General features: G+C 43.4%; 24 protein-coding genes. 13 read left to right on the top strand and 11 right to left on the bottom strand.

Annotated features, from left to right (window positions below):
• Positions 1 to 19: 19 nt before the first annotated feature.
• Positions 20 to 1,750: a hypothetical protein gene (locus tag JMX03_RS02050; protein ID WP_201594135.1), complete on the bottom strand. Its 1,731-nt coding sequence runs from the start codon at positions 1,748 to 1,750 to the stop codon at positions 20 to 22.
• Between the two features lie 343 nt (positions 1,751 to 2,093).
• On the opposite strand from JMX03_RS02050, the gene JMX03_RS02045 reads away from it, so the two are divergent.
• From JMX03_RS02045 to JMX03_RS02025, 5 genes are all read left to right on the top strand, one after another.
• A complete protein-coding gene (locus JMX03_RS02045) occupies positions 2,094 to 2,702 on the top strand; it encodes a rhomboid family intramembrane serine protease (protein WP_201594133.1) in 609 nt (202 codons plus the stop codon).
• A 55-nt stretch (positions 2,703 to 2,757) separates the two neighbouring features.
• Entirely contained in the window at positions 2,758 to 3,702 is a 945-nt protein-coding gene (locus tag JMX03_RS02040; RefSeq protein ID WP_201594131.1) for a metallophosphoesterase, read from the top strand.
• Between the two features lie 143 nt (positions 3,703 to 3,845).
• The gene (gene purE / locus JMX03_RS02035) at positions 3,846 to 4,391 is read left to right on the top strand and encodes a 5-(carboxyamino)imidazole ribonucleotide mutase (protein WP_201594129.1); all 546 of its coding nucleotides are present in this window, start codon (positions 3,846 to 3,848) and stop codon (positions 4,389 to 4,391) included.
• A gap of 206 nt (positions 4,392 to 4,597) precedes the next feature.
• A complete protein-coding gene (locus JMX03_RS02030; protein WP_201594127.1) occupies positions 4,598 to 5,989 on the top strand; it encodes a 5-(carboxyamino)imidazole ribonucleotide synthase in 1,392 nt (463 codons plus the stop codon).
• Positions 5,989 to 6,438: a YaiI/YqxD family protein gene (locus JMX03_RS02025; protein WP_201575800.1), complete on the top strand. Its 450-nt coding sequence runs from the start codon at positions 5,989 to 5,991 to the stop codon at positions 6,436 to 6,438. Before JMX03_RS02030 ends, JMX03_RS02025 begins: the two co-directional genes overlap by 1 nt.
• A gap of 247 nt (positions 6,439 to 6,685) precedes the next feature.
• Here the strand turns inward: JMX03_RS02025 and JMX03_RS02020 are convergent, their stop codons facing one another.
• Positions 6,686 to 7,789 (bottom strand): RNA-guided endonuclease InsQ/TnpB family protein, encoded by a 1,104-nt coding sequence (locus tag JMX03_RS02020; protein ID WP_201594125.1) that lies wholly within the window; start codon positions 7,787 to 7,789, stop codon positions 6,686 to 6,688.
• A gap of 150 nt (positions 7,790 to 7,939) precedes the next feature.
• On the opposite strand from JMX03_RS02020, the gene JMX03_RS02015 reads away from it, so the two are divergent.
• The gene (locus JMX03_RS02015) at positions 7,940 to 8,578 is read left to right on the top strand and encodes an NAD(P)H-binding protein (protein WP_201594123.1); all 639 of its coding nucleotides are present in this window, start codon (positions 7,940 to 7,942) and stop codon (positions 8,576 to 8,578) included.
• A 185-nt stretch (positions 8,579 to 8,763) separates the two neighbouring features.
• Here JMX03_RS02015 and epmA read toward each other — a convergent pair whose 3' ends face one another.
• The 3 genes from epmA to JMX03_RS02000 form a co-directional block, all read right to left on the bottom strand.
• Entirely contained in the window at positions 8,764 to 9,798 is a 1,035-nt protein-coding gene (gene epmA / locus JMX03_RS02010; RefSeq protein ID WP_201594122.1) for an EF-P lysine aminoacylase EpmA, read from the bottom strand.
• A 59-nt stretch (positions 9,799 to 9,857) separates the two neighbouring features.
• Entirely contained in the window at positions 9,858 to 11,045 is a 1,188-nt protein-coding gene (locus tag JMX03_RS02005; protein ID WP_201594120.1) for a 4-phosphoerythronate dehydrogenase, read from the bottom strand.
• A 266-nt stretch (positions 11,046 to 11,311) separates the two neighbouring features.
• Positions 11,312 to 12,472 (bottom strand): AI-2E family transporter, encoded by a 1,161-nt coding sequence (locus tag JMX03_RS02000; protein ID WP_201594118.1) that lies wholly within the window; start codon positions 12,470 to 12,472, stop codon positions 11,312 to 11,314.
• Positions 12,473 to 13,278: 806 nt separating this feature from the next.
• Here JMX03_RS02000 and JMX03_RS01995 point away from each other — a divergent pair.
• Complete coding sequence (locus JMX03_RS01995; protein ID WP_201594116.1) at positions 13,279 to 14,967, top strand: NAD+ synthase; 1,689 nt, start codon at positions 13,279 to 13,281, stop codon at positions 14,965 to 14,967.
• Between the two features lie 198 nt (positions 14,968 to 15,165).
• Positions 15,166 to 16,440, top strand: a complete 1,275-nt coding sequence (locus JMX03_RS01990; RefSeq protein WP_201594114.1) for a hemolysin family protein — start codon at positions 15,166 to 15,168, stop codon at positions 16,438 to 16,440.
• Between the two features lie 33 nt (positions 16,441 to 16,473).
• Here the strand turns inward: JMX03_RS01990 and JMX03_RS01985 are convergent, their stop codons facing one another.
• Positions 16,474 to 17,202, bottom strand: coding sequence for a YggS family pyridoxal phosphate-dependent enzyme (locus JMX03_RS01985; protein ID WP_201594112.1), 729 nt, complete (start codon positions 17,200 to 17,202; stop codon positions 16,474 to 16,476).
• 404 nt (positions 17,203 to 17,606) lie between these two features.
• Here JMX03_RS01985 and JMX03_RS01980 point away from each other — a divergent pair, with 404 nt between their 5' ends.
• Positions 17,607 to 18,662, top strand: coding sequence for a type IV pilus twitching motility protein PilT (locus JMX03_RS01980; protein ID WP_201575814.1), 1,056 nt, complete (start codon positions 17,607 to 17,609; stop codon positions 18,660 to 18,662).
• Positions 18,663 to 18,713: 51 nt separating this feature from the next.
• Positions 18,714 to 19,835 carry a PilT/PilU family type 4a pilus ATPase gene (locus JMX03_RS01975; RefSeq protein ID WP_201594110.1) on the top strand — a complete coding sequence of 374 codons (1,122 nt, stop codon included), beginning with the start codon at positions 18,714 to 18,716 and terminating at the stop codon, positions 19,833 to 19,835.
• Positions 19,836 to 19,942: 107 nt separating this feature from the next.
• Here JMX03_RS01975 and fur read toward each other — a convergent pair whose 3' ends face one another.
• Entirely contained in the window at positions 19,943 to 20,377 is a 435-nt protein-coding gene (gene fur, locus JMX03_RS01970; RefSeq protein WP_201594108.1) for a ferric iron uptake transcriptional regulator, read from the bottom strand.
• A gap of 315 nt (positions 20,378 to 20,692) precedes the next feature.
• Here fur and JMX03_RS01965 point away from each other — a divergent pair, with 315 nt between their 5' ends.
• A complete protein-coding gene (locus JMX03_RS01965) occupies positions 20,693 to 21,127 on the top strand; it encodes an outer membrane protein assembly factor BamE (protein ID WP_201594106.1) in 435 nt (144 codons plus the stop codon).
• A gap of 74 nt (positions 21,128 to 21,201) precedes the next feature.
• Here JMX03_RS01965 and JMX03_RS01960 read toward each other — a convergent pair whose 3' ends face one another.
• The 4 genes from JMX03_RS01960 to JMX03_RS01945 all read right to left on the bottom strand — a co-directional run bounded on the left by JMX03_RS01960 (position 21,202) and on the right by JMX03_RS01945 (position 24,338).
• Positions 21,202 to 21,582, bottom strand: a complete 381-nt coding sequence (locus tag JMX03_RS01960) for an RnfH family protein (RefSeq protein WP_227695122.1) — start codon at positions 21,580 to 21,582, stop codon at positions 21,202 to 21,204.
• The gene (locus JMX03_RS01955; RefSeq protein WP_201594104.1) at positions 21,570 to 22,712 is read right to left on the bottom strand and encodes a hypothetical protein; all 1,143 of its coding nucleotides are present in this window, start codon (positions 22,710 to 22,712) and stop codon (positions 21,570 to 21,572) included. The genes JMX03_RS01960 and JMX03_RS01955 overlap by 13 nt, the downstream gene beginning before the upstream one ends.
• A 275-nt stretch (positions 22,713 to 22,987) precedes the next feature.
• Positions 22,988 to 23,656 (bottom strand): c-type cytochrome, encoded by a 669-nt coding sequence (locus tag JMX03_RS01950; RefSeq protein WP_201594102.1) that lies wholly within the window; start codon positions 23,654 to 23,656, stop codon positions 22,988 to 22,990.
• A gap of 343 nt (positions 23,657 to 23,999) precedes the next feature.
• Positions 24,000 to 24,338, bottom strand: a complete 339-nt coding sequence (locus tag JMX03_RS01945) for a c-type cytochrome (protein ID WP_201594100.1) — start codon at positions 24,336 to 24,338, stop codon at positions 24,000 to 24,002.
• 432 nt (positions 24,339 to 24,770) lie between these two features.
• On the opposite strand from JMX03_RS01945, the gene yihA reads away from it, so the two are divergent.
• Together yihA and tnpB are read left to right on the top strand one after the other, a co-directional pair.
• On the top strand, positions 24,771 to 25,499 hold the full coding sequence (gene yihA, locus JMX03_RS01940; RefSeq protein WP_201594098.1) for a ribosome biogenesis GTP-binding protein YihA/YsxC: 729 nt from the start codon (positions 24,771 to 24,773) through the stop codon (positions 25,497 to 25,499).
• Positions 25,500 to 25,656: 157 nt separating this feature from the next.
• A complete protein-coding gene (tnpB, locus tag JMX03_RS01935; protein WP_201594096.1) occupies positions 25,657 to 26,805 on the top strand; it encodes an IS200/IS605 family element RNA-guided endonuclease TnpB in 1,149 nt (382 codons plus the stop codon).
• Positions 26,806 to 26,906: the final 101 nt, after the last annotated feature.

Genomic DNA, 26,906 nt, shown 5'->3' with positions numbered 1-26,906 from the left:
AATATGGGTGTCAATAAAACTATCTATCTTGCGTGACATTTTTATCTACAGGACGCTCATTGCGTAGTTGTTCGGCAACGATAGTCGTATTGGCAAGCTCATCGACCTCTGCCGCTGACATAGTACCCGCTCGTGTAGCAGTCGCTCTATTATTATTAAAATTGTTATTGAAACTGCTATTAGAGTTAGGCGGTGCTGGAACGACACTGTCATTGGTATCATCATCTAATGCCTGATAGTTCTGAGCGGTACTCATTTGAGTATTATTGACATCGCCACCATAACCCTCATTGACTGACACCCCTTCATTATACTCATCGTCAACTCCATTCATAGCAGCCATATCATTAGCTTCATCAGCGGTCATGGCATTATTGTCAGACAATGGTAAGGGAGCCGATGTGGTGATAGCAATAGCGGGTATGAGAGTGCGCATATCAGTAACTAAATTTTGCAGCAGCACAGCATCAGGCGCTTCTAAGTTAAGGGTGTCATTTTGCAACTGTAGGCGTGCAAAGGGTACTGAGCGCAACAAGGTAAATATATCAGGCAGGGTTTCTGTGTTAATTCCAGATAAGCTAGTGGCAACACCTTCCTTTACTGTCAGCTCACAGCTACTTGTTTGCTCGCCAAAGCTGACATTTAAGCCCTGTCTAAGCGCACCTTGCAATGCGTCATCGCCAATGATAGCCGTACAGTTATACAAACTGCCGCTGTTATCAACTGCCACGACCAATTCGGCAGGCGTCAACACTTGTGCGACAGGCGCTTCGTTAGGCGCAGTGATGACAGGTGCAGTTGCAACTGGCTCTGCAGGTGTCGTAGAGTTCGGTTGAATGACCAGCGCCCAAACCAAGCCAATAGCCACTAACGCTCCAACCAGCAGCAACCCTATAACTATGGCATTTCTTCGCTTACGATTACTAACATCTGCACTGCCTGTAGCAGTATGCGACGCACGATAATCCGATGGATTAACATGAATAGCATCTATACTGTTTTTTTGAGCTTCGCTAAGCTCTACTTGCGTTGGCATTTGCTCACTTGCACCTTCTGAGCTGTTAACTGGCACATCAGCTGTGGCAGTTATTAGACTTGGACTTGCTAGATCCGTCATATCAGTCGCTGTACCATTATCATCCTTTGTAGCGTCATACCTTTTAGCATTGCTACTTGGAACATTGGCATTTGAAGCATTGTCACTTACAACATTGTCATTTGCAGTATTTTCACTTTCAGCATGGCTGTTTAGAGTATTGATAGTCGACGTACCTACTGAAGAGTTATCTATCGAATGAACCTTCTCATCCGTTACAGCTATCAGTGAGAGCACTTCGTCAGCCCATACCGGTAGATACTGGCGCACGGCAGGCTGCTCGGCTTGCAGAAATGCAGGCAAGAATTGCCCTTGTGCTTGATTCTTCAGCTCTTGATAAGCTAATTGCGCCGCGTTTATCAATAGCTGTTCAGTAGCCACAGCATCAACATGATGAGTCACTGCCAACTCATCAATCAATAGCTGACGCTGATCAATTGACTGCCAGATCTGCTCAAATACGTTAGTATTTTCCGTTGACGGTACTGCTACACTGTGGTCACTACGCAGCAGCTGTGAGTATGCCATTGGCTGTGCCAAGCGTGTAATCAAAATAGCATAAAACTGTTCCAGCAAGCTGGTATGTGCCACGTTATCATCATTGCCTAACACGGCTGTGGTAACGGTTCGTTCGAGTTGGTCAATGAGAGTCATAAATAACGTCTTTATTTTGGTTGGTTTGGGTAGTAAAAAGTATTAGAACAGCAGCCACAGCAAAGCTTACGCTTTGTCGTTATTATTCTTAATCAATTAGACAGTATATTGAGTATAATGTGTATGCATATGTAAAAGGAGCGGCGATTTAATTGTAATTCTCCATTAAAAAAATTACGATGAAGCTATCACTGCTCAACTGTAAATAACTGCTTCTTAATTCGTCGTCAATACAACCAAGCAATAGCCTTTGCTGTACAGCCGTCTTTTCCTCATTCTAAAGCGATAACAACCATTACATTTGCGACGCCTTGTTTATTTGGCATGGCCTAAGGATTATTCATTGTTCAACCATACTACTCTTATCATTATCGTCACCGTTATTGTCAGCTTACTAGCGTGGCAAAACAAGGCGTTGTTTAATCGGCTAATCTTTTATCCGCCAGCCGTGAGCGAAGGTCAATGGTATCGGTTTGTCAGTCATGGTTTTATTCATGCTGATAGTATGCATCTATTGTTCAATATGTTTACTCTATACTTTTTTGGTCGTGCCATTGAAGGACTGTATCAGCCATTTTTAGCTGGCTATGGCTTTATCGTTTTTTATCTACTAGCAATTATCGTTGCGATGATACCAAGCTACATCAAAAATAAAAACAGTGCCAGTTATTTAAGCTTAGGGGCATCAGGTGGGGTGTCAGCGGTACTTTTTGCCTTTATTTTGCTTGCTCCTTGGGAGACGCTTTACTTATTTGCTGTCGTTCCTATTCCTGCGATAGTATTTGCCATTGCATACGTCGGCTATAGTATTTACTCTGATAAGCGCGGTGGCTCCAATATCAACCATATGGCACATATGTGGGGCGGTGCATTTGGGGTGATAGCGACCATCGCTCTTGAGCCACAAGTATTACCGCATTTTATTAATGCCTTACTTTCACCTAATTTTTAGCTTGTTTTTAGCACCTTTCTTCATTCACTTAGCTTTTGGGTTTTGATAACGATTTATGATTATAGATATTATTGGTGATGTTCATGGTTATGCTGACAAGCTGACTGGCTTGCTCGAGCAGTTAGGGTATGTCCATAATGGTCAGCACTTTGTACCACCAGAAGGCCATCGGGCGCTGTTTATTGGTGATTTGATAGACCGCGGCACACAGCAAGTAGCAACACTTGAGATCGTCTTTGCGATGCTAGACGCTGATGTCGCCGATGTCGTGATGGGCAACCATGAATACAATGCGATCGCTTTTGCCACGCCTGATCCTCGCAATCCAGGTGAGTACTTGCGCTCACATAATGATATCCATACACGCCAACACGAAACCTTCTTGGCAGAAGTACCCTTTAGCTCAGAGCAACATCAATATTGGATCAAGCGCTTTTATGAGATTCCATTGTGGATTGAAACTGACTATGCCTGCTTTGTGCATGCTTGTTGGGATGTAGACAGTATGGCGGTGCTCAAGCCGATGCTCACCTCTGACAATTGCTTGACCCCTCACGCCCTTGAAGTAACCTCAAGAGAATTTACCGCACCCTTTGATGCCCTCGAGCGGGTATTAAAAGGTGTAGAAACACCGCTGCCTGAAGGCATTGTGATGGTAGATAAAGAAGGTACTGTACGCAAGCGCGTACGGGTACGCTGGTGGCTTGATAACTTGAAATCACGCACACTGCATGAGATTGCTCGTGCGCCCTCATCAGCGCTGGCGCAAATCCCAATAGATGCGATGGCTAAAAACATCGACTTTGCGCTTAAGACACACAAACCTGTGTTTGTCGGTCATTACTGGCTCGCAGGAGAGCCCGAACCACTAAGCGCACGAGTAGTCTGTACTGACTATTCAGCAGCGATAGATAGCGGCTACTTGACGTGTTATCAGCTTGATACTGCCAAGCCATTGCCACTAAATGCCGATAACTTTATCCAATATCGCCATGACTAATTGACAAATATTATCTACACATTGACTCCGTTTTGAACCAGTAGTGAATAAGTAATGACGCTTACTTTGCAATTATTGATAAAACTTGGCTTTACGGCCATAGTATATTTTTTGTATGATGGTCTTTTTGAGGATATCGCATTATGAGCACCCAATCAGCTACTGAACATCCCAAACCTATCTTTTCTCCTGCCGGCCAAGCAAAAGTTGGCATTATTATGGGCTCACAGTCTGACTGGGCGACGATGAGCGCCGCGGCACAGTTGCTGTCTGATTTTGAGATTGCTTTTGATTGTGAAGTCGTCTCTGCACACCGAACGCCAGACAGGTTATTTGACTATGCCAAAAGCGCTAAAGATAAAGGCTTACAAGTGATTATCGCTGGTGCAGGCGGCGCAGCGCACCTGCCTGGTATGTGTGCCAGTCAAACGCCACTTCCTGTATTTGGAGTGCCAGTAAAGTCCTCGATGCTGAGCGGTTGGGACAGCTTGCTCTCTATTGTACAGATGCCTAAAGGCGTCGCTGTCGGCACGTTAGCGATTGGTACGGCAGGTGCTTATAACGCTGCTCTCCTTGCGATTCAGGTCTTGGCATTGCATGATAGCGAGATTGCTACTAAGCTGGATAATCTGCGTAGCACCCAAACGGAAACCATCTTAGCCAGTCCAACACCTGGGATTATTAATTAATCAGAAAAGCCAATGTTGAAAAAAGCTAAGTTAGCGACAGTTTCTAAAAAAAGCCCAAGACTTGAATACCCATCACTTAAATATAAACAATTGTCATTTGATGTTTTTTCAAGGTGGGTTTTACTAAATACAAGGTGCATACGTTGCACCTTTTCCTATTTTAATATGATCGTTTTAATCCATTTTTAACTCAAAGAGTCTCTATCATGACTACAGCCAATGCTTATCCTGTTACTCAAACTATTCGTACCATCGGTATCTTAGGCGGTGGTCAGCTCGGTATGATGCTCGCCCAAGCTGCTCTGCCGCTCGGCTATCAGTGTGTGTTTTTAGAAGACAGCACTGACTGTCCTGCTAGCCTATATGGAAAAGTGTTCCATAGTGAGCAATTAGAGGAGTTCATCGCTGCCGCCGATGTGTTTACCTTAGAGTTTGAAAACACTCCGACAGCGACTGTCGAGCAGTTAGCCAAATTATCAAAATCGGGCAGCAAACAAGGTATGTTTCCACCGCCGATTGCCCTTGAGATTGCCCAAGATCGCTTAAAAGAAAAGCAGATGTTTAATGATTTAGATATCGCCACCGTACCTTTTAAAGAAGTCAGCTCTGAAGCTGAGTTACAACAAGCTTGTGAAGTGTTAGGACTGCCCATCGTCCTTAAAACCAGTCGCGGTGGCTACGATGGCAAAGGCCAATACGTCATCAAGCAAGACAGTGACATCAAAACTGCTTGGCAAGATCTAAAAGACGCCGTCAGCGGCAAAGGCAGCCTAACGCCAACCCCTGCACCACTTATCGCAGAGGGTTTTATTAATTTCAGCCGTGAATTGTCTATCATCGCCGCACGCGCCCAAAATGGCAGTGTACGCTGTTATGACTTGGTGGAAAATGACCATCATCATGGCATCTTGGCCAAGACCCAAGCGCCTGCTGTAGGCACTAGCCATCTCTTTAGCCAAGCACAAGAAGCCATTACCACGGTCATGAACCATTTGGGTTATGTCGGGGTGATGGCACTTGAATTATTCGTTACCAAAGATGCTCGCGGTCATGATTACCTGCTTGCCAATGAGATTGCTCCACGCGTGCACAACTCTGGTCACTGGAGTATTGAAGGGGCGATTACCAGTCAGTTTGAGAACCATATCCGCGCGGTCGTCAACTTGCCTTTGGGAGATACCGACAACGTCCATCCTGCGATTATGGTCAACGTACTGGGACAGTACCCTGATATCAGTGACGTACTGGCTATCGATGGTGCGCATTATCATAGCTATCACAAGGCGGAGCGCGAAGATCGCAAAATCGCCCACATTACCTTGATGCCCAATGACGTGACCGACTTAGACACATCCATGGCTAAACTGGTCGCCGTGTTACCCAATAAGGTCGGCTTAGACAAAGAATATCCACCTATCGCAGCTACTCAAGAGCGTCAGGAGCAGACAACTGCGACTCCTACTCAAGATGCCCAAAACCTTGATAACGAAACCGAAACAGCTGTCGAAAACGCTGACTTAGTAAGTAAAGATAACAAAGTGAGTCAAGTGAATAGCGCGGAAGAGGTTCAGGCAAAAACAGCAAAGGCTAAAAAATAATGCAGATTTGGGTAGATGCTGACTCGGTGCCATTAATCGCCAAAGATTTGATTATTAAAACTGCTGAGCGTACGCAGACGGTAGCGATATTCGTCGCCAATCAGCCGATTAAATTGCGTAAGTCTCCCCTGCTCGTCATGACGGTGGTGCCTTCAGGGTTTGATAAAGCTGATGATTATATCGTCGAGCAAATACAGCCAGGCGATTTGGCCATCACCAGTGACATTCCTTTGGCCAATGATATTTTGGACAAAGGCGGCATGGTCTTGACCACGCGCGGGGTGGTCTACGACAAAAATAATATTAAGCAAAAGCTCAATATGCGTGACTTCATGGATACCATGCGCGGTACTGGCGTACTTGAATTACAAGAAATGAGTGGGCAAAAACCTTATGGCGATCGGGACAAAAAAGCTTTTGCTGACGGCTTAAATAAGTTGGTACGTTAAGTTCACACCTACTTTTAAGCCAACCTTTATCCAGCCTCAACCTGAAAGCTATCCTTTCTTCCTCTTCTTTAATACGCGTTATTTTCTGCAAAACATACAATCTTGCAAAGCGTATACACTCTATAACCAAACACTATGCAAACGGCACGCTTCATAACGAAGCGTGCCGACTATTCTTGTTAGTATATATTCAGTTTTTGGCACAAAGACTTTACACAAAGAAGATGTCATTGACTTCCTCCCCTCCCTAAAGTGAGGGGATTCCTTCTGCAAGACGGTCAAGCCCGACCGCAAGAATATTCTTACTGGCGTTGATATCTCTATCATGCCATATGCCACACTTTGCACAAGTCCATTCTCTTATTCGCAAACCTGCTCTACCTTTCGGACTACTGGACATATCGCCACAGTGTGAGCAAGTCTGGGTAGTGTATCGTTCATTCACGATTTCAAAACGGCAACCTGCGTTCTCGCATTTATAGGTCAATTGTCGTTTGAGTTCAAACCAACCTGCGTCATATACGCTTTTGGCCAGTTTGCCTTTTCTACTGTTAAATTGGGTGGTCTTAACGTCACCCACGACGATTAAGGCTTTGTTTTTAACAAGCTTGGTGGTGAATTTATGTATGAGGTCTTGGCGTGTATTTTTGATTTTGGCATGGATTGCTTTGACACGATTTTTATTACTAGCACGCTGGGCTACTGCTAATTTATTCGCCCATTTTTGGGTCTGCTTAATAGTGAGTTTATCGCCCATTGAGGTAGTAGCAGACTCTTTTAAGCCCAAATCAATTCCAACGCTGCCCTTACCACTTACTTGCTTAGGAAAGTCTTTAACGGTAATACACGCATACCAACGATTACGACTGTCTTGTACTATCTCTAAGGTGTTAATTTGATATAGGCTTAGGTTGTAGCTATCGAATACATCGATGATGAGCTTTTGACCTTTAGTTAGGGATAGCTGTATGGTTGATTTAAGTGCCTTCTTACCTGTCTGCTTTGTTTGCAAATACTTGATAGCAGATTTCTTAAAAGGTATCCACCCAAGTGATTTACGTTTGGCATCAGGACGATTGCTACGCCAGTTAAGTTTGGCTTTTTTAAATTGTTTACGTGATTTAGCGTGAGTCTCATTGATAGCCTGTAACGTCTGACTGTGTAATCCTAAATACTCACCGCTACCTTTGGTGTATTGGCTTAAATCATAGGCTGAAAAGTACTTACCTGTGCGTCTTAAATGCTCAAAGCTTAACGCATTAACATAGTTCCACGCATAGTTAACACTCCCAGCTAGTTTGTTTAGCTGGTTTGCATGTTTGTCTTTGATGCGTAGTTTGAGTGTTTTCATATGCTTAGTATGGCGAGGTTAATTTTAACTTACAACCCTTTAACTGCTTCTTACGACAGTGTATGTCGCCTTATGTCCACCCCCTGAAGTGGGTGGTTTTACGGCGACTGGTGATAAAAAACAATAACGTATACAAAAACAGGAATGATTATGAAAATTTTAGTAATTGGCGCAAGTGGTCGTGTGGGTACGGATTTGGTTAAACAGTTATTAGCGGACAAGCATCAAGTGATTGGCACGACTCGTCAAGAAGAAAAGCTATTTAACGATGACAATTATAGTCAGTTAGATTTAGACATTACCGCTGAAAAGGATGCAATTCAAAAACAAATCGAGCAAGATATTGATGCTGTCTATTTTGTCGCAGGCTCTGGCGGTAAGGACGTTTTAGAAGTAGATTTACACGGTGCGGTTAAGACCATGCAAGCGACGCAAGATAAAGGTATCAAACGCTATATCATGTTAAGCACGGTGTTTTCGTTAGACACTAGCAAATGGGACAACCCTGGTATTGCAGACTTAAAAGAATACTATATTTGCAAGCATTACGCCGATCAGTGGTTGGTCAATAACAGCGACCTTGACTACACTATCGTACAAGCAGGTGCGCTAAAAGAGCGCGAAGCGACGGGTAAAATCACTATCAATGATGATAATGCGGGTGAGAACTCGATTGAAGATGTGGCTACTACGTTAGCTGCCGTACTAAATGCGAGCAACACGACTAAGAAAGTCTTTAGTATTCACAATGGTGCAACAGCCATCACTGACGCTATCGCAAAACTATAATAATTAGAGACTTATAATAAATAACCTGTCGCTCTACGATAGCTAAAGACAGAAAAAACGAGTAAGCCGAAAGGTTTACTCGTTTTTTTATGGCTGTCTATTAACGAGGCAGCGACTACTATGCAATCCTTTCAGAGCGTTAACTATTTCAGAGCGCTACTAAACCACTAAACTAAGATCAGCCATTAAGCCAAGCCACTGGGAAAAGAAATCACTTCCTCCAAATTTCTAGCACCTGCTATAACCATCAATAATCTATCAACACCAACTGCGATACCGCTACAAGGCATCAGAGCATCAGACGCTGCCAATAGATGCTCATCGATTGGCATTTGTGGCAAATGATGCTGCTGACGCAATTGATTGTCCTGCTCAAAGCGCTCCCGTAACGCCTGTCCATCTGCCAGCTCATCATAAGCATTGGCAATCTCAATACCATTGATATAGAGCTCAAAACGCTTGGCCACATTATTGCCCTCTTTATCAACAGCCGTTTTTGCCAGTGCTGCCGTTGCAGGTGGATACTCGATAATCAACGTCGGCAAATCATGACCCAGATTCGGCTCTACTGCATGACTGAATAGCAAATCCAACCAGCTTTGGCGAATGTTTTCTTCACTCTCGTCTGCATCATTGATGTCAGCGTTGAAATCAAAGCCCGTTAAGCCTTTGTCTTCTGCGACTGCTTGTAGCGCTGCAAGGCTGGCCGTCAGCGGATGGATACCGACAAAGTCCATAAACGCATCGACATAGCGGTAATGACTCATCACCACTGGATGACCATAAAGCGCCTCTAGTAACTCGCCTAACTCAGTCGCCATATCATCTAAACTATAATTTGGCTGATACCATTCAAGCATGGTGAATTCAATATTATGGCGCACACCTATTTCGTTATCTCGAAATACTGGGCAAATCTGATAGATAGGTACCTGCCAGCTGGCGAGTAAACGCTTCATCGCAAACTCAGGTGAGGTATGCAGATAATACATACAGGGTTTATCTTGATAAGTGACTTGCGCAGCGACTGACTGCAAGAATGTATCGGTGTTACCTGCTTGCGACAGCAGTGGCGTTTGCACTTCAAGCATGTGACGACTGGCAAAAAACTGACGGATATTGCTCATGAATTGTGCGCGCTGTTGCGCCATTGCCAGTGTCATGGTTGGCGCATAGCTGCAATCTGCATCATGCCTAGGATGGTTATTTTTTTGACTCATGAATATTGACTACAACTTATTAACAATAGGTTTTATATTTAGCTACTATTCTTGGATTGCTAAAACTGCCATTCACGGCGTAGATGATAATCCCGACGCAGCTTATCAAAGTCAGCACCGCTCACCTGCCCGTTAGTAACTTTTGCGCGTAGCTGTTTATCATCCTGCATAATGTCATAAAACTTCACTAGCCTATCAGGATGCTCCTTCAGCTCCGACCATAAATACATATTGACTGGTAATAGTTGCTGCATAGACTGTGTCGGATTAACGGCAAGCGCTTCACATAATGCATCATAGATCATTTGTGTACCTCGCAGCTTACCTTCTAAGGTATAGCCTGCAATATGCGCTGTGGCGATTGCGAGCTTTGATAATAACTGCTCAGAGACTTGCGGCTCATGCTCAAACACATCGAGCACTACTTGGCGCTCGTTACTTTCAATATCAGCCTGTAATGCGGCTGCATCAATCACTGGACCTCGGGCACTATTAATTAATAAGGCTTCTGATGGCATGGCATCTAATACAGCTTTATTAATCAAATGCCGTGTTGGATAGTCGCTACCACTAAGGCTAGATTCACCCTTCTTATCAGTCAGCGGTACATGCAAGCTGATGATGTTACTTTGGTTAATGACTTGCTCAAAGCTGGCGTTATTGATGTTCGATGCAGGCAGTAATGGGTCATACCCCAATATCTGCCACCCAAGATTAGTAGCATACTGCGCCAGTGTACTACCGATATTACCCAGTCCGATGATACCCAAGGTTACTGGCACCGGTGGCTGCTGCCAGTACTGTGGACGCAAGGTCAAAATTGCCGTCAATACGTATTGCACAACTGAATGCTTGCTAGAGCCTGCAGCATTGGCAAAGCTAATATTGCGCTGCGCCAGATATTCCTGATCGACATGATCGGTACCAATGGTCGCCGAACCGACAAACTTTACACTGCCATTATTTGCTAATAAATGCGCGTTTACCTGCGTCACAGAGCGTATCAATAAGACATCTGGCTGCGTCTCGGCAAGTAGCTGCGCACTAATGTCTCGCCCAGCGGCTTTGATAATATTAACGCTTTGATAAATACCCTGACCCAGCGTTTGCGCGTTAAAAAAGTCGTCAAGACTGGCAATATTGCTATCTGCGATAATGGTCAGACTATCTGTTGTTTCAGAGATTCCGTGAGAAGCACTATCTGGCGCAAGCTCAGTCAGTACAGAAGAGTTGATAGCGTTGGGCATAATAAGCGCCTCGATTGATTAAGAGTATTATTGAGTGTCTGCTGATTGTTATGATCGGGTCGGCTAGTATCATATGCACGACAACTAGGGCGTGTCCTCAATCTGAACGATTGCATCTAAATGGACTAAAAATGGCTAAATTTTGCCAAACGGCGTCAAATAACTGGCTAGTATCCCGATATTATCTGCGTTATTTTCCTTGTTTGACTTCAATTTATCTCATTTTTATCATCATTTCCAAAATGAGGACACGCCCTAACCATACCTTACTTTTTTATTTTACGCTTATCACTGTTACTTTTTGCTGAGTCATCAAAGTCTAACAACATTTGATTGTCTGTCAGGATGACCTCTTTTGGCGAAAATATCTCGTCTTTATGTTGAGATATCCACTCGCGCCACACGGCAAGACCAATTGCCAATACGACTGGCCCAATAAACAAACCGACAAAACCAAAGGCCGTCAGACCACCTAACACCCCGATAAAAATAATAATAAAAGGGATTTTGGTTGCGCCACTGATCACCATAGGACGAATCAAGTTATCTACCCAGCTAATCACTAAGGTACCCCAAACTGCTAGGCCGATACCTTCTGCTGTATGACCTTGACTCAATAGCCAAATCGATACTGCACCCCAAGCAAACGGTGTACCAAAAGGAATTAATGCAATCATAAAAGTAGCAATGGTTAATAAGATTGGACTTGGTGCCCCTGAAAAATAATAGCCAACACCCGCAAGCAAAGCCTGCGCTAATGCTGTCAGCCCAATACCATAAACCACGGCACGCGTGGTGCTACCAACCGAATCAATATAACCATCGATACGATTACCGATAATATTACGCAATGCCTGACGAATCTGGCGTATCAAGCTGATCCCATCACGATAAAAGAAAAACAACGTCATCAACGCCATACCAAGCTTAGCTAGCGTGCTAAACGCCACATCAAGTGCGACCTTCCCATAGTACAAATGCGACTGTATCCACAGACGAAATGCTTCTAATGCCCCTTCAGGGTTTCGATTTATTTGCCACAATATATCTTTGATTTGCTGACCAATAATAGGCAACTCTTTGAGCGACTCTGGCACATCAAGATAACCAACTTTGACACGGTAAATCAAATTACTAATAAGGCTCAGCGCCTCTTGTTGCAAGATAAACAAGCCAATAACCAGCGGCACACCCATGATTAAAGAGATACTCACAGTCATGATGGCGGCACTGAGATCTGGGCTAAAACGCACTCTTTCATGAAAAAAGTTATAAACTGGAAAGGTGACATAAGCCAAAATCGCTGCCCACAATGCAGGTACAATAAAAAACTGTACCACTTGAAAGCACAGGATTATTAATATTGCGAGCAAAGTGATGGCGAGTAAGCGTTGAATGACTAACTCTTTTGTCCAGTTTTCAATCATAACGTGTAAACCAAAAGTTAACCGCAAAAGGTGGGCACGCTTTTGCTGCAAAATATATAAGTAAGCTACTGTTGACGAACCATATCCATAAACGGTAGCCATAGGCGAGATAAGTATCTGGTCAGTTTGATATTTGGCATCGAAGACTTTCTTTTATATCATTTTTTATCAACCATATCTTATAGTTAATAACCGTCAATGGATATGATTAGCTGATAAACTCATTGATTTATCAGATTAAACAACCAACCTACCGCCTGCGCTTGAGTGCTGAGCAAACAGATTTCGTGCTTCGCGTCTATTATGCAATAAGATGACTGAATAGGATAACGCTATGTTGTAATTTTTACTTACAATTTCATTTAAGCAGCTTAGCATCATTACTACTTAGATTCTAAAAAACAGTCTCTATCAGTGCCGCGGTCGAATATTCAACACGCCCTAATCAAGCTACACTTTATAGTGTCGAGTAGTCTCATAAAGGAGTCTTCTAATAGAGGTAAATCATCGCGGCTTGCTCTTAGCCTTGATAATTGATGTTATACTAAAGCGACTATTTTAGTTTTTTCAAAGCTGCTAAATAAGTTTTAGCGCAACATTCTGCGCAAATCTCAGCATCATAAATAACGAGCATGCGATAAGTATTGATGACTTAGTACCAGCTTATGAGCGTTTTTAGAATAAAGCCTGATCATTTAAGGCGCTGTGCTTAGACAGAGCATATCTGCTCGCACAGTTTTCAAAGATCTTATTCGGATTGATAAATCCTCCAAATTTTAATTGATATATTTATAGGAACAATAACAATGTCAAAAGACACTGATACCTCCAACCTTACAGCAGAGAATGCTGCCAACTCAAACTCTATACCCAACACTGTCACTTTTGCTTTAGCTCAGTCACATTTTTTAGTGGGTGATATTACTGCCAATGCGGATAAAATGCGTCAGCTTGCTATTGAAGCACGCGCGCAAGGCGCCGACGTGATTGTCTTCCCAGAATTGGCGCTGTTGGGCTATCCACCGCAAGACCTACTATTACGTCCAAGCCTTTCAGGTCGCGTCAAAAACGCACTGTCTGCGCTCAGTGATATCGAGGATATTGTGATGATCGTCGGTTACCCACATGTCGATCATCATGGTACCTTTAACTCAGCGGCTATCTTGCATAACGGTCACCAAAAAGGCTTTTATCATAAGCAGTTTTTGCCAAACTATGGCGTGTTTGATGAGCGTCGTTATTTTGATAAAGGTCGCAATCAAGTATTATTTGATTATAAAGGCATCACTATCGGGCTTCTTATTTGTGAAGACCTATGGGAAAAAACGCCAATCGCTGATCTCAAACAGCAAGGCGCAGATCTCATTGTTTGCTTAAATGCATCACCGTTTGAAGCGAATAAGCAAGACACACGCAAAGCCATGCTGACCAAACGTAGCCGCGAGCACAAGCTGCCTATCGTGTACGTAAATGCGGTGGGTGGTCAAGACGACTTAGTATTCGATGGCGGCTCTATGGTCGCACAAGCCGACGGCACTATCGCGCATGAAGCTTCGCGCTTTTTAGATCAGTTAATGCTGGCAACTTTGGATGTCAACACCCTCAAATTTGACAACCAAACCAAAGCGCCACTGTCGCTCAGCCGTGAATCAGAAATGTATCAAGCCTTGGTCGTTGGACTGCGCGACTATGTCAACCATTCAGGATTTACAGGGGTGCTTATAGGTCTCTCAGGCGGGATTGATTCAGCCCTTACCTTGTGTATAGCGGTTGACGCATTGGGCGCTGATAAGGTCTATGCAGTGATGATGCCTTATGAATACACTTCTAAAATCAGCCTAGAAGATGCGCAAGCACAAGCACGCCGCCTGAACGTCTCTTATACCGTCTGCCCTATCTTTGATGCGGTAGAAGGCATTCGCCATACGCTTGCACCATTATTCAACAAGTCACCTACCGACACGACTGAAGAAAACATTCAAGCGCGTGCACGCGGTGTTATCTTGATGGCACTCTCTAATAAGTTTGGACACTTAGTACTCACCACTGGCAATAAGTCTGAGCTGGCAGTCGGGTACTCCACTTTATACGGTGACATGGCTGGTGGTTTTGACGTGCTTAAAGACGTCTATAAGTCACAAGTCTATAACTTAGCCAGCTACCGCAATCGTCTTGAAGATACGCCTGTCATTCCTGAACGCGTCATCACCCGCCCGCCTTCTGCGGAGCTACGTCCTGATCAAAAAGACCAAGACAGCCTCCCTGATTATGATGTGCTAGACGGTATTTTGACCTTGTATATCGATGAAGATATGGGTTACCAAGATATTATCAATAAAGGTTTCGATGCTGATATGGTCGGTAGAATCATCCAGATGGTTGATGGTAGCGAATACAAACGTTTGCAAGCACCTATTGGTACTAAGGTTAGCCACAAAGCCTTTGGCCGTGAGCGCCGTTATCCGCTGGTGAATAAATGGTCTCTTAAAGGCTAAGCACCACACTCAACGCCTGTCACAACAAACAATTAAAAGTGGCGGGCTGAGTGCAATAGAATTATAATTCTCTTGTTTTATCATTAGCTGGGTGTATGCCCAGCTTTTTTATTATCTATCTATTCTCTATCTTTCTAATTATCAAGCAGATTCCAATGGCTCAATGATTGAGCCTATCTGTTTTTATCCGAGTATCTCATGAGTTTGCTAACTGCTAGTATCTATCTTCTTTTATTACTTGCCCTAAGCGCTTTTGTCTCCAGTGCCGAGATTGCCATTGCAGCTGGCCGCAAAATTAAGCTGCAAATCATGGCAAAAGACGGTGACGTCCGCGCACTGGACGTCCTCAAGATGCAGGACAATCCTGGCAGTTTTATCACTGTGGTTCAAATCGTGCTAAACGCGGTGGCAATTTCAGCGGGTGCCGTTGGTGAGTCTGCGATTAGCCCTTATCTACAGCTATTAATCAAACATGAAGCTGCCTCATCGATCATATCATTTGTCTTAATCACCAGTTTGTTTTCATTGCTCGCCGATTTGATGCCCAGACGCTTGGCTATGCTAAATACTGAGATTATTGCAGTGAAATTAGTGCGACCAATGATGCTGTTGATTTTTATATTTAAGCCTGTCATTTGGGTGTTTGATGGAGCAGCCAACTTATTATTCAAACTGGTTGGTATCTCAACTGTACGTCAAGATGACATGACTCCAGAAGACATCTATGCTGTGATGGACGCTGGCGCAGAAGCGGGTGTCCTCAAAAAACAAGAACATCACTTAATCGAAAACATCTTTGAGATGCAAGAGCGTACCGTCACTTCAGTGATGAACCCACGCGAGCATGTGGTTTATTTCGATACCAAGGCCACGACCGACGAGATCGTCAAGACCATGATCAAACAGCCACATAATAAGTTTTTGGTCTGTAAGGATGATGATCTAGAAAACATCATCGGTTATGTTGAGTCACGCAGCTTTTTGGCGTTAGTGCTTGAGCATCAAGATGTCAGTCTCACGGACAAGGCATTATTAAAACCTGCTCTCTTTATCCCAGATACCTTGTCACTATTTGAAGTATTAGAAACCTTTAAGTCTACTGGCGCAGACTTTGCTGTCATCGTCAATGAATATGCATTAGTCGTGGGCGTCCTCACCTTGAGAGACGTCATGAGCATTGTGATGGGCGAGCTGGTCACTTTGGAAGAGCAGCCTATCGTACAGCGTACTGATAATTCATGGCTAGTAGATGGCATGACGCCGATTGAGGACGTCATTCGTGCTTTGGGAATTGTCGATCTGCCACGCAGCCAAAACTATGAGACTATGAGTGGCTTTATGATGTATATGCTGCGCAAAATACCCAAAAAGACCGACAGTATCGACTATGCCAATTATCACTTCGAGATACTGGCCACTGATCATTTAAAAATCAATCAGCTGCTGGTCACTAAATCCGATGAGGTTACCTAATAAATTTTAATCTAAACCTCCAACGATCAGCGACTAGTCACGCGTACCAAATATGGCTGTGCCAACACGTACCATCGTAGAGCCATTAGCGATGGCATTTGCCATATCACCACTCATGCCCATGCTCAGCGTATCCCATGCCTTGAGCTCTGGATACGCTTGTTGAATCTGCTCAAACAGCTGTTTGGTGCGCGCAAAAGCATCTGTATCCTCTTGGGCTGGGATAATCATCAGACCTCGTAGCTGCAGACGCTCATAATCTTTGATAGAGACTATCAGCTCTGGCAACTCTTCAGGCAAACAACCAGACTTGCTGTCCTCATTATCGATATTTACTTGAATCAACACATTCAGAGGCGGTAAGTTATCAGGGCGCTGACTATGCAGGCGTTTGGCGATGATATCGCGCTCTACTGTTTGTACCCAGTCAAAATGCTCGGCGATATCACGGGTTTTATTACGCTGTATATGACCGATGTAATGCCATGCAATGTGATTCGTATCAGGCTGAGCTTGCAGTGCTGTAATCTTTTCAATGGCTTCTTGTAGATAGTTTTCGCCAAAATCACGCTGACCTTGCTGAGCTAATGCTGCGATCATCTCAGCAGGCTTGGTCTTTGATACTGCCAATAAACTAACGCTTCCTGCTTCCCTCTCCTCTGCTTGAGTACAAGCCTCCTTTATTTGATGATTTACCTGTTGCCAGTTATCGATCAAAGCTTGTTTATCAAAGTTACCTTGCTGATCAAGATTATCTGCCATGTCGCTCTTTATAACCTCACTGTTGGTGTGACCTGTAAAATCACTATACATAAATGGCCCGTTTGAGTTTCTTAAAGATAAATATGGGTTAAATATTCGTCAATATAAAATAATAACAGAACCCTTTTTTTAACTGATTTTCCACACTGAATATTTTTTATTTAATTTGTCTAGTGGATGGTTAAATATCAGCAGTCTTGTTATGATATTGTTACACGATTTAACATATACTGTTAACACAGTAAGAAATACAAAAATAATTTAACCTGATACTTTTATTAATTAGTATTTATCAATACGTTGCTGCCTGCCACGCCTATCTTAACGTATTTATATGGATTTTATAACGCGGAAAAATAGCCTTTTATATATCTACCCATTTTGATCATTAGGAATTCCTGACCATGACTGAAAAAAGTAACTTAAGTATCGAAGATCTGCTGCGGTTCACAGTTAAGCATAAAGCCTCAGACTTACATCTCTCCGCTGGCATGCCGGCAGTGATTCGAGTCGATGGCGAGATCACACGTATCAATATGCCAGTGATGAGTCATCAGGTTGTGCATCAGCTGATTTATGACATCATGAATGACAAGCAGCGCGCTGACTTTGAGGAGTTTTTTGAGACGGATTTCTCTTTTGAAATCCCAAACTTAGCTCGCTTTCGGGTAAACGCTTTTAATCAAAACCGCGGTGCTGGTGCTGTATTCCGTACGATTCCATCAGAGGTATTAACCCTAGACGATTTAGGCATGGGCGAAGTATTTAAACGGGTTTCAGACTTCAAGCGCGGTGTGGTACTCGTGACTGGTCCTACTGGCTCTGGTAAATCAACGACACTAGCAGCTATGATTGATTATATTAATGATACGCGTAAAGAGCATATTTTGACCATCGAAGATCCCATTGAGTTTGTCCATGAATCCAAAAAAAGCCTCATCAACCAGCGCGAGGTGCACCGCGATACCTTAGGGTTTGAGCCTGCACTACGCTCGGCACTACGTGAGGATCCAGACGTTATCTTGGTTGGTGAGCTACGTGACCTTGAGACTATTCGTCTGGCCTTAACCGCTGCCGAAACGGGTCACTTGGTATTTGGCACCTTGCATACCAGCTCCGCGGCCAAAACCATTGACCGAGTGATTGATGTCTTTCCTGCCTCTGAAAAAGACATGATTCGTGCGATGTTATCTGAATCCCTACAGGCTGTCATTTCCCAGACGCTGCTACGCAGACAAACAGGCGGACGAGTCGCGGCGCATGAGATTATGCTGGGGACACCTGCTATTCGTAACTTAATCCGTGAAAACAAAGTCGCGCAGATGTACTCATCTATTCAGACTGGCGCAGGTGACGGCATGATTACTCTGGATCAATCACTGAAAAACTTGGTATCCAAAGGCACGATTCATAAAGATGTTGCACGGCCATATGCTAAGCAGCCTGATGACTTTATCTAGCACTAAGAACTGACTTTTTCCTTAATAACATCATTTTAATATAGGCATGCTATGGACTTCGATAAACTGCTGCAACTCATGATAAAAAAGAACGGCTCAGATTTATTTATCACTGCCAATGTCGCACCTTCGATGAAGGTAAATGGCACAATCTGCCCTATAGGCCAAACCCCTCTGACCGCTGAACAAACCATGATTTTGGTTAAAAGCATTATGACAGATGCTCAGAAAAAAGAATTCGATGAGACTCACGAATGTCAATTTGCCATCTCAGATAAAGCGCAGCAGGCACGCTTTCGGGTCAGTGCTTTTATTCAACGTGATATGGCAGCGATGGTTCTCAGAAAGATCGAAACTAAAATCCCGACCGTTGAAGAGCTTAATTTGCCGCCCTCACTTAAAGAGCTGGCCATGACAAAACGTGGCATCATTCTGTTAGTAGGCGCAACGGGTACAGGGAAATCGACGACACTTGCTTCGATGGTAGGCTACCGTAATCAAAACTCTCACGGCCACATCATTACTATCGAAGATCCGATAGAATTTGTGCATCAGCATCAAGGCTGTATCATCACCCAGCGTGAAGTTGGCATTGATACCTTATCATTTGAGGCAGGGCTAAAAAACACGCTGCGCCAAGCGCCTGATGTTATTTTGATTGGTGAGATTCGTAACCGAGAGGTAATGAGCTATGCCATTCAATATGCCGAAACAGGGCATTTGGTGTTTGCCACCTTGCACGCCAATAACGCTAACCAAGCCATTGACCGCATTATTCACTTCTTTGAAAGTGACCGTCATAATCAGCTATTTATGGATTTGTCCCTGAACTTAAAGGCGGTTATTGCTCAGCAATTGATTCCAACTCCTGATGGTAAGGGTCGACGTGCCGCCATTGAAATCCTACTGAACTCGCAGCTGATTAGCGACTATATCCGTAAAGGCGAGCTGCACGAAATCAAAGATGTCATGACACGCTCACGCGATAGCGGTATGCAAACTTTTGATCAGGCACTGTTTGATCTATACGAAAACGGCGATATTACCTATGACGATGCTATAAAACATGCTGACTCACCAAATGATGTACGTCTAAAAATCAAGCTTTATGGTAAAAACAGCACTGCAAACGTGGATGAAAACGCCAATAGTTTATCTTTAGATATGCGTTAATCGCTTATTATTAACCACTAAAAAAGCGCTCAAGGTGAGCGCTTTTTTTTGATTCAAACTGTCTAGCACTTCATGCTAATGCACAGCAAAAATAGACATCACGTAGCTTATTTAGCACTGTCTTTGCATTCTTGATTATCACAGATACCATACAGCACCAGTGAGTGACCAGACAGCGTAAAACCGAACTCTTCTGCAACCTTTAACTGCTGTTCTTCGATGATTGCGTTACGGAACTCCACAATCTTACCGCAAATATCACAAACGAGATGATCGTGATGCTCTTCTTGAGTGATTTCAAAGACAGATAAGTTATTTTCAAAGTTGTGACGCTCGACAATACCCGCTTGTTCAAATTGTGTCAGCACTCGGTAAACTGTCGCTAGACCTACGTCTTCTCCTTGCTCAATCAGTGCCTTATATACTTCCTCTGCACTCATATGATGCAACTCAGCGTTCTCAAGCAACTCCAAAATCTTGAGACGTGGCAAGGTTACTTTCAATCCCGCTTTACGTAGTTCTTGATTGGATAAAGAAGCCATGGTATCCCTTATGACTATTAAAGTCTTAGCAAAAATTTCGAGAAATAAAAACCGTTAACAATAACTGTCTATCTAACAAGCTTTATATCTAAAAGCAATGGTAGTAGTTCTGTATGATAACATCATGCCGTTACCTAACGCTTGCAGCCATGTTAAGTCTATGAATTTAAAATATAAATGCTAGATTACATTAGGTAGTGTTTGGTAAATAATGTCGTAAGTGGTAGGCAATTGCAAGTAAATAACGTATCATTTGTCAAAGATTGCCGGTAAGACACGCATCCGTTGCCCTTAACCGTGCCTAACCCATTATTTATGAGTCATCTTACCATGATAAAGCCTCTAACTTATCTTACACTGAACCATCGCACATCTAACAAGGTAAATACCTTACGTAAACTTATGATTACTGCGACCCTTGGTGCCACTGTCGCTCTATCTGGTTGCTCATTGTTTAGTGTGTATACAATTGACTTACCTCAGGGTACACCTATTACCCAGACCCAAGTGCAAAAGCTACAAGTCGGTATGAATCAAAACCAAGTATTATATATATTGGGAAGTCCAGCCATTCGAGATACCTTAGCGCCCAATCGCTGGGATTATATCTATGACTATCAAGCAGGCACTCAAGGTAAGCGTGATGGTATTGCGGATGTCAAAAACGCCAGTCAGCATCTGACTATTTACTTTGATGCCAATGGTATTGTTAATCGTATTGAAGGTATCGAAACGTTACCTGAATCCTAAGCGCTCTATAGCTTAAGCCCATAGCTGCAATACTTATACTATCGCTTAGTAGCTTAATATTATGGCTTAGCGGCTTACTTCTGCTTTTTTTGTATACCTCTACTTTTGCGCTGAGACATTGGATCAGCGCTCAAGCTACGATAGACCTCGATACGATCAAGCGGCTGCAAGACATAGCTTAGCGGCTGCTTTTGCGCATAGATACCAACGTGCCAACGCTTAGCCGCTGGTATCTGGATATCGACTACCTGCTCACACCATGTTGCTAGCTCAGGAAACTGAACCAACCAACCAGCCTGTGTGAGCGCTTCATATAAAGTCGTACCGCCAATCACTTGTAAAGTCAGATAGTGTTGGCGCTGCACATCCTCAGCATACGCTAAATATACTGTTATCGTCTCTATCTTCCCTAATGGCTGAGACTGCATAGAAGCATTATCTGTTAGCTTAACCACTGCATCACCCAGCCTATTAACGCAAAAATCAATGCCAAGGGTACGATGAGACGAATAGCCACCCGCCATAAGTTATATAAGGCCTCGCTGCTGAAATTCAAAGACTTACGCAGATGACTGATTTTCATGCGCCAGCCAGCAAAGATAGATAACAATAGCACTGCCACGCTACTAATAATGATTAATAAGCCTACCAGCCAAGCCGTGGGTATGGCTACCACTAATAGCACTCCTAGCGCTAAGGTCATCAATAAACTGACCAAGAAACCAAACTTATGTGCCAATTGCTGAGCACTATAGTGCAGTAGATAACTGGCTACAAATACCACGCCTGCCCAATATAATAACTGTCCGATAGGTGGCAACGTCAAGCCGCTGATAAACAATGCCACCACACCTACGAGCAATTGTAGTATCCAAATAGGTAATACCAACTTGGTAGCGCGGTAAGCGTTTGCAGACTTAGAGGCACGTGAATCATGCGCATGCAGATTGCCTGCTTCTAACGCAGTTATGTCTTGTCTAGTCACCAAATGCTGACCGAACCAATACAAGCCTGTACCTGCTCCCACACTGACCAATGCTAGGGCAACAGCACGCGCCCACTCGGTAAGACTAATCTCAGTCATGGCAAAATTGACTTGTGGTAAGCCGTTAGTGACGCCCATCACCAAACCCACAACCATAAGCCCTAAGCCTATTGGTAATGGCGCGACTCCAAGTAGGCTTAACAGTAGTGCAATGATCATGAGGCCTGCAGCAACGGCAAAGCTTGGCAGATTAGGCGCACTGCCTAGCTCAGCCAAAGCAGATAGGAGACCAATGCTCGCTCCTGAGATGACAAGAGCAGCAATGATGATGGCGACAATCGCGGCTAGCCAACCAAAGCTACGCCAGAGCGGACTGGCATCTGCCTCACGAGTGAGCTTTTGCATGCCAGCTAGAGGCGCATCAACACTACGATAGGCCAGTGCTATCTCGGCATAGACCACTGGTAGTGATACTAGAACCATCGCTAGCAACCAGAGCAACCAAAAGTCAATCTCACCAATGGAAGCGGGCGCAAACCAACGAAATAGAAGTAGCGGCAATAATGCTGCCATAAAATAAGAAGCATAACGGATCATCATAATTTCAATCCAAACGATCTAAAGTTAATGATATTTAAAATGACTCATTGTAGCAGTATCAAAAGCCTGTCTATACTATAGTAGATTCAATTTAAAAGTATTATAGTGCTACTGGGATGAATTTTGCGCAGCCTCTGGGAACGCAGCAAGCAAGGAAAATTTATACCAGTAGCATTTTTGAACTTATGACAGTTTTGTTTTCAACTGACTATATAGGGGACATATACCAATAAAAAAACCCCGAAAACGGGGTTTAATAACTAAATGAAGAGCAATTAGTGAATAGCGCTGATATAGTCAGATAAGATACGAATGTCGCGATCTGACAAGCGCGCTGCCACTGTTTGCATCATGCCCATCTCACCTTCTTTGTCGGCATCATTGATACGCTTTTTATCATCACTTGCAATATCGTCTTCACGACCAGCGGCACGGAATAGTTTGAGCTGAGTTGCGATGTACTCCGCATGCTGTCCACCTAAACGCGGGAAAGCGGCAAAATCATTGCCAGCAGCATCCGGACCGTGACAGCCAGCACACCCAATCACACCGCGCGACTTTTGACCGCCCAAGTATATTTTGGTTGCCTCTTCAGTGGTCGCAGGATCTGCAAAGCCAACATTCCATACTGGCTGTTCAGCATAGTATCCTGATACGTTCGCAAGATCTTGCTGTGACAGGTTAGCAATCTGCGATTGCATGATGCCGTTTTTGCGGTAACCCGTCTTATAATCGATCAATTGCTTGTACATGTATTTGATGTTTTGACCACCCAGATTAGGCTGAGAGGGAATAGGGCTTATACCGTTCATACCATGACAGGCGGCACAGACCGTTTCAACGATTTGTTTACCTGCATTAGCATCATATTCAGGAACAGTAATAACAGCTTGTACGCTGAAACTTGCAACACATAAGCTGGCGGCAGCGATTAACTTTTTCATTGATACGAATCCTACTAACTCGACGTAAGCATTGTTTAGATTGATTGTATTGATAGACACCTTAATATGAATCATCAGCCAAGCTATGATATATAACGAAGCAATTCATACAGTTTTAGGTCTTAATCACAAGCAGCCTGAAAGTACTTACTAATATCAGGGTTTATTTGCGATTATTATAGCAAGACTTTATAGGATTTGCCTACTTAATCATAATATATGATGATTTTTCTATCTATGATGTATCGATAAGGACATCATCAGCATATATATATTGTCATTTAAACCTTATTGAGCTTAGTTTTTTATGCTCAACAAACCTCAATCACTATGCTCGGTACGTTTATTTACTCATATACTCAATCAGCTTACGATACTCTGTATCATTCCCGCTCTCGTGTAGTCCACCTGCTGGCATCTGAGTCATACCGCCTTTGACGGAGTTTACCAGTCCATCCATGCCTTTTTGTTGAATGAGCTTTTGCCAAGCGGCACGGTCACCCTTCTTAGGCGCATTCAAGGCGCCACTATCGTGACAGGCAGCGCATGAATTATTGTAAACAGTTGATATGTCATCCGCAGCTACCCCACTACTCATCATAGCAATACTGAGTAAGAGCGCTGATGCAGTGCTGCCCAAAGTCCAGCCTGCTTTGACGAAAAGTGTATTTATTGTAGACATCTGACACCTCCATTGGCTGATGATTGATAAATATAATCTGGTGCTCTTTAAGGTATTAATCAACGAGGTCACACCTCATTATCGTGTTGATTTATAATAGGGCGATTGCTAAACGCTTTTACCTTGATACTTCTATCATAGTAACAAAATATTTCTTATCAATATAGAAATATCCTGTTTTCGCCATCAGAGCATCTTAGCTGTTCTCTAACTTTCACTAAGCGACGGCGCATTTTAGTGTTATGCTGTTGTCAACATAGTCATAGCTTTGTCATTAAGTAAACCATCATATCATCTGTCGCTTTATTGGATATCCTTTATAGTAAAACTCATCCAGAGGCTGCATGACTGAGTTGCTATTAAAAAGCTGGTTTTCTTTACGCTGCTACCCCTTATTTCGTTTTTTATTTTCTAATTGTTAATGAGTTATTTATGAGTACCCAGTATAAAGACGTCGCCGCCGAACATGCGGCATTCAATACCAAAGCCCGTCAGCGCATACAACAAACTGAGTTTATGACCTCAGCGCCGACCTTCCGTCTCTGTCCTCCCGATGAGGGTTTAGAAGTCGCCTTTGCAGGGCGTTCAAACGCTGGCAAATCTTCAGCCATCAACGCCTTGACCAATCAGCGTCAGCTTGCACGCTCATCAAAGACCCCTGGCCGTACGCAGATGATTAACTTTTTTAGTATCGGAGATACCGATACTAGACTGGTCGATCTGCCTGGATATGGTTATGCTGCCGTACCGCTTGAAATGAAAAAAGAATGGCAGGTCGAGCTAGAGGAATACTTGGTATCACGCTCAAGTCTGGCAGGCTTAGTATTGCTCACTGATATTCGTCATCCGCTAAAGTTCTTTGATGAGCAAATGCTGCACTGGGCAAAAGACGGTGAGCTACCCGTACACATCTTATTAACCAAAGCTGACAAGCTAAAGTATGGCGCTGCCAAAAATGCCCTGCTGAATACCCGTCAAGCGTTAAAAAAGTTAGGATTGTCATCTTGCACCATTCAGCTATTCTCTGCCCTTAGAAAAGACGGCATTGATGAACTGGCTGGGGTCATGGGTAAATGGTATCAGTACAAGCTTGATGGTGAACAAGTCGCGGCAGCTGTCGAAACAGTGATAGAGGATTTTGAGGGAAAAGACGCAGAATAAAAAATAAGGGTTTACGATATGGCTCATATTAGATGAGTCAATGGTAAACCCTTTTTTTAATGGTTTTTAATAACTTTTAACATTTCAGCGCAGAATTCCCCTACTTCTAAAGTAGTGGGATGAATGCGTTAGAGGTTTGACATGGTACAATAGCTTCATGCCAAAGCAAGTTCTAAAAGCCCATAAAGTCAGGCTGTACCCTAATGAAGAACAGCAAATATTCTTTGCCAAATCATTCGGCTGCACACGCTTTATCTGGAATAGGATGCTTAGTGACAAAATTGAGCATTATAAAAACACCAAGATCGAGCTTAAAAACACTCCTGCGCAATATAAAAAAGAATTTGACTGGCTAAAAGAAGTCGATAGCTTGGCACTGGCTAACGTCCAGCAAAATCTTAGAGCCGCTTATAGTAAATTCTTCAAAGGTTTTGGCTTCCCAAAATTCAAAAAAAAAGGACACCGCGACAGCTACACCACCAACAACCAAAAAGGCACAGTAGCGGTCACAAACAACACCGTTAAACTGCCTAAGATTGGTCATATCAAAGCCAAGTTTCCAGCCAAGATAAATGGTTTGATTAAGAGCGCCACGGTCAGTAAAGAGCCTACAGGTAAGTATTTTGTCAGTTTACTGGTTGAAACGGTTGTCGAACCATTCACTAAAACACACTCAAAAGTAGGTATTGATTTAGGATTAACCGACTTTATCGTCTTATCAGACGGCACAAAAGTGGCTAATCCTAAGTTTCTAGCAAAGCTACAAGCTCAGCTTACGCGAGAACAAAAAATTTTAGCCAAACGACGAGAGGGTGCTAAAGCCGCCAATCGCAAATTATCAGACAATCGCAACTATCAAAAGCAAAGAATTAAAGTCGCCAAAGTCTACGAGCGTATCACGAATTGCCGAAAAGACTTTCTGCATAAGCTCTCATTCAATCTCATCAAAAACCACGATGTGATTGCGATTGAGGACTTAAACGTCAAAAGCATGGTTAAGAACAAAAAGTTGTCTAAAGCCATATCAGACAGCTCATGGTCAGCCTTTACTACCATGCTGGCTTATAAAGCGGACTGGTACGGCAAAAAGCTTGTCAAAATAGACCGATGGTATCCTTCGTCTAAGACCTGCTCAGGCTGTGGGCACTTACTGAATAAGGCTGATTTACCGTTGTCATTAAGATCATGGGATTGCCCAAATTGCTTGCAATCCAACGATAGAGACATCAACGCCAGTATCAATATCTTCAATGAGGGTTTGAGACTGGCAACACTCAAAACCGTCGGTGCGACGGGGTTAGCTTAGTCCATTTGCCTAACCGCTGATACAAAACATCGTATCAAGTATGGGTATTACCTAAGAAACCCCTACCTCTTTAGGTAGTGGGTAGTTCATTAGTAGCGCTC

It is taken from the genome of Psychrobacter fulvigenes, assembly GCF_904846155.1.
Taxonomy (GTDB): Bacteria; Pseudomonadota; Gammaproteobacteria; order Pseudomonadales; family Moraxellaceae; genus Psychrobacter; species Psychrobacter fulvigenes.
This window is presented reverse-complemented; position numbering and strand designations above follow the sequence as displayed.

Coding starts and splice junctions, on each gene's coding strand:
- JMX03_RS02050 (WP_201594135.1), bottom strand. CDS start 1,750: ATGACTCTCATTGACCAACTCGAACGAACCGTTACCACAGCCGTGTTA.
- JMX03_RS02040 (WP_201594131.1), top strand. CDS start 2,758: ATGATTATAGATATTATTGGTGATGTTCATGGTTATGCTGACAAGCTG.
- purE (WP_201594129.1), top strand. CDS start 3,846: ATGAGCACCCAATCAGCTACTGAACATCCCAAACCTATCTTTTCTCCT.
- JMX03_RS02030 (WP_201594127.1), top strand. CDS start 4,598: ATGACTACAGCCAATGCTTATCCTGTTACTCAAACTATTCGTACCATC.
- JMX03_RS02025 (WP_201575800.1), top strand. CDS start 5,989: ATGCAGATTTGGGTAGATGCTGACTCGGTGCCATTAATCGCCAAAGAT.
- JMX03_RS02020 (WP_201594125.1), bottom strand. CDS start 7,789: ATGAAAACACTCAAACTACGCATCAAAGACAAACATGCAAACCAGCTA.
- JMX03_RS02015 (WP_201594123.1), top strand. CDS start 7,940: ATGAAAATTTTAGTAATTGGCGCAAGTGGTCGTGTGGGTACGGATTTG.
- epmA (WP_201594122.1), bottom strand. CDS start 9,798: ATGAGTCAAAAAAATAACCATCCTAGGCATGATGCAGATTGCAGCTAT.
- JMX03_RS02005 (WP_201594120.1), bottom strand. CDS start 11,045: ATGCCCAACGCTATCAACTCTTCTGTACTGACTGAGCTTGCGCCAGAT.
- JMX03_RS02000 (WP_201594118.1), bottom strand. CDS start 12,472: ATGATTGAAAACTGGACAAAAGAGTTAGTCATTCAACGCTTACTCGCC.
- JMX03_RS01995 (WP_201594116.1), top strand. CDS start 13,279: ATGTCAAAAGACACTGATACCTCCAACCTTACAGCAGAGAATGCTGCC.
- JMX03_RS01990 (WP_201594114.1), top strand. CDS start 15,166: ATGAGTTTGCTAACTGCTAGTATCTATCTTCTTTTATTACTTGCCCTA.
- JMX03_RS01985 (WP_201594112.1), bottom strand. CDS start 17,202: ATGGCAGATAATCTTGATCAGCAAGGTAACTTTGATAAACAAGCTTTG.
- JMX03_RS01980 (WP_201575814.1), top strand. CDS start 17,607: ATGACTGAAAAAAGTAACTTAAGTATCGAAGATCTGCTGCGGTTCACA.
- JMX03_RS01975 (WP_201594110.1), top strand. CDS start 18,714: ATGGACTTCGATAAACTGCTGCAACTCATGATAAAAAAGAACGGCTCA.
- fur (WP_201594108.1), bottom strand. CDS start 20,377: ATGGCTTCTTTATCCAATCAAGAACTACGTAAAGCGGGATTGAAAGTA.
- JMX03_RS01965 (WP_201594106.1), top strand. CDS start 20,693: ATGAGTCATCTTACCATGATAAAGCCTCTAACTTATCTTACACTGAAC.
- JMX03_RS01955 (WP_201594104.1), bottom strand. CDS start 22,712: ATGATGATCCGTTATGCTTCTTATTTTATGGCAGCATTATTGCCGCTA.
- JMX03_RS01950 (WP_201594102.1), bottom strand. CDS start 23,656: ATGAAAAAGTTAATCGCTGCCGCCAGCTTATGTGTTGCAAGTTTCAGC.
- JMX03_RS01945 (WP_201594100.1), bottom strand. CDS start 24,338: ATGTCTACAATAAATACACTTTTCGTCAAAGCAGGCTGGACTTTGGGC.
- yihA (WP_201594098.1), top strand. CDS start 24,771: ATGAGTACCCAGTATAAAGACGTCGCCGCCGAACATGCGGCATTCAAT.
- tnpB (WP_201594096.1), top strand. CDS start 25,657: ATGCCAAAGCAAGTTCTAAAAGCCCATAAAGTCAGGCTGTACCCTAAT.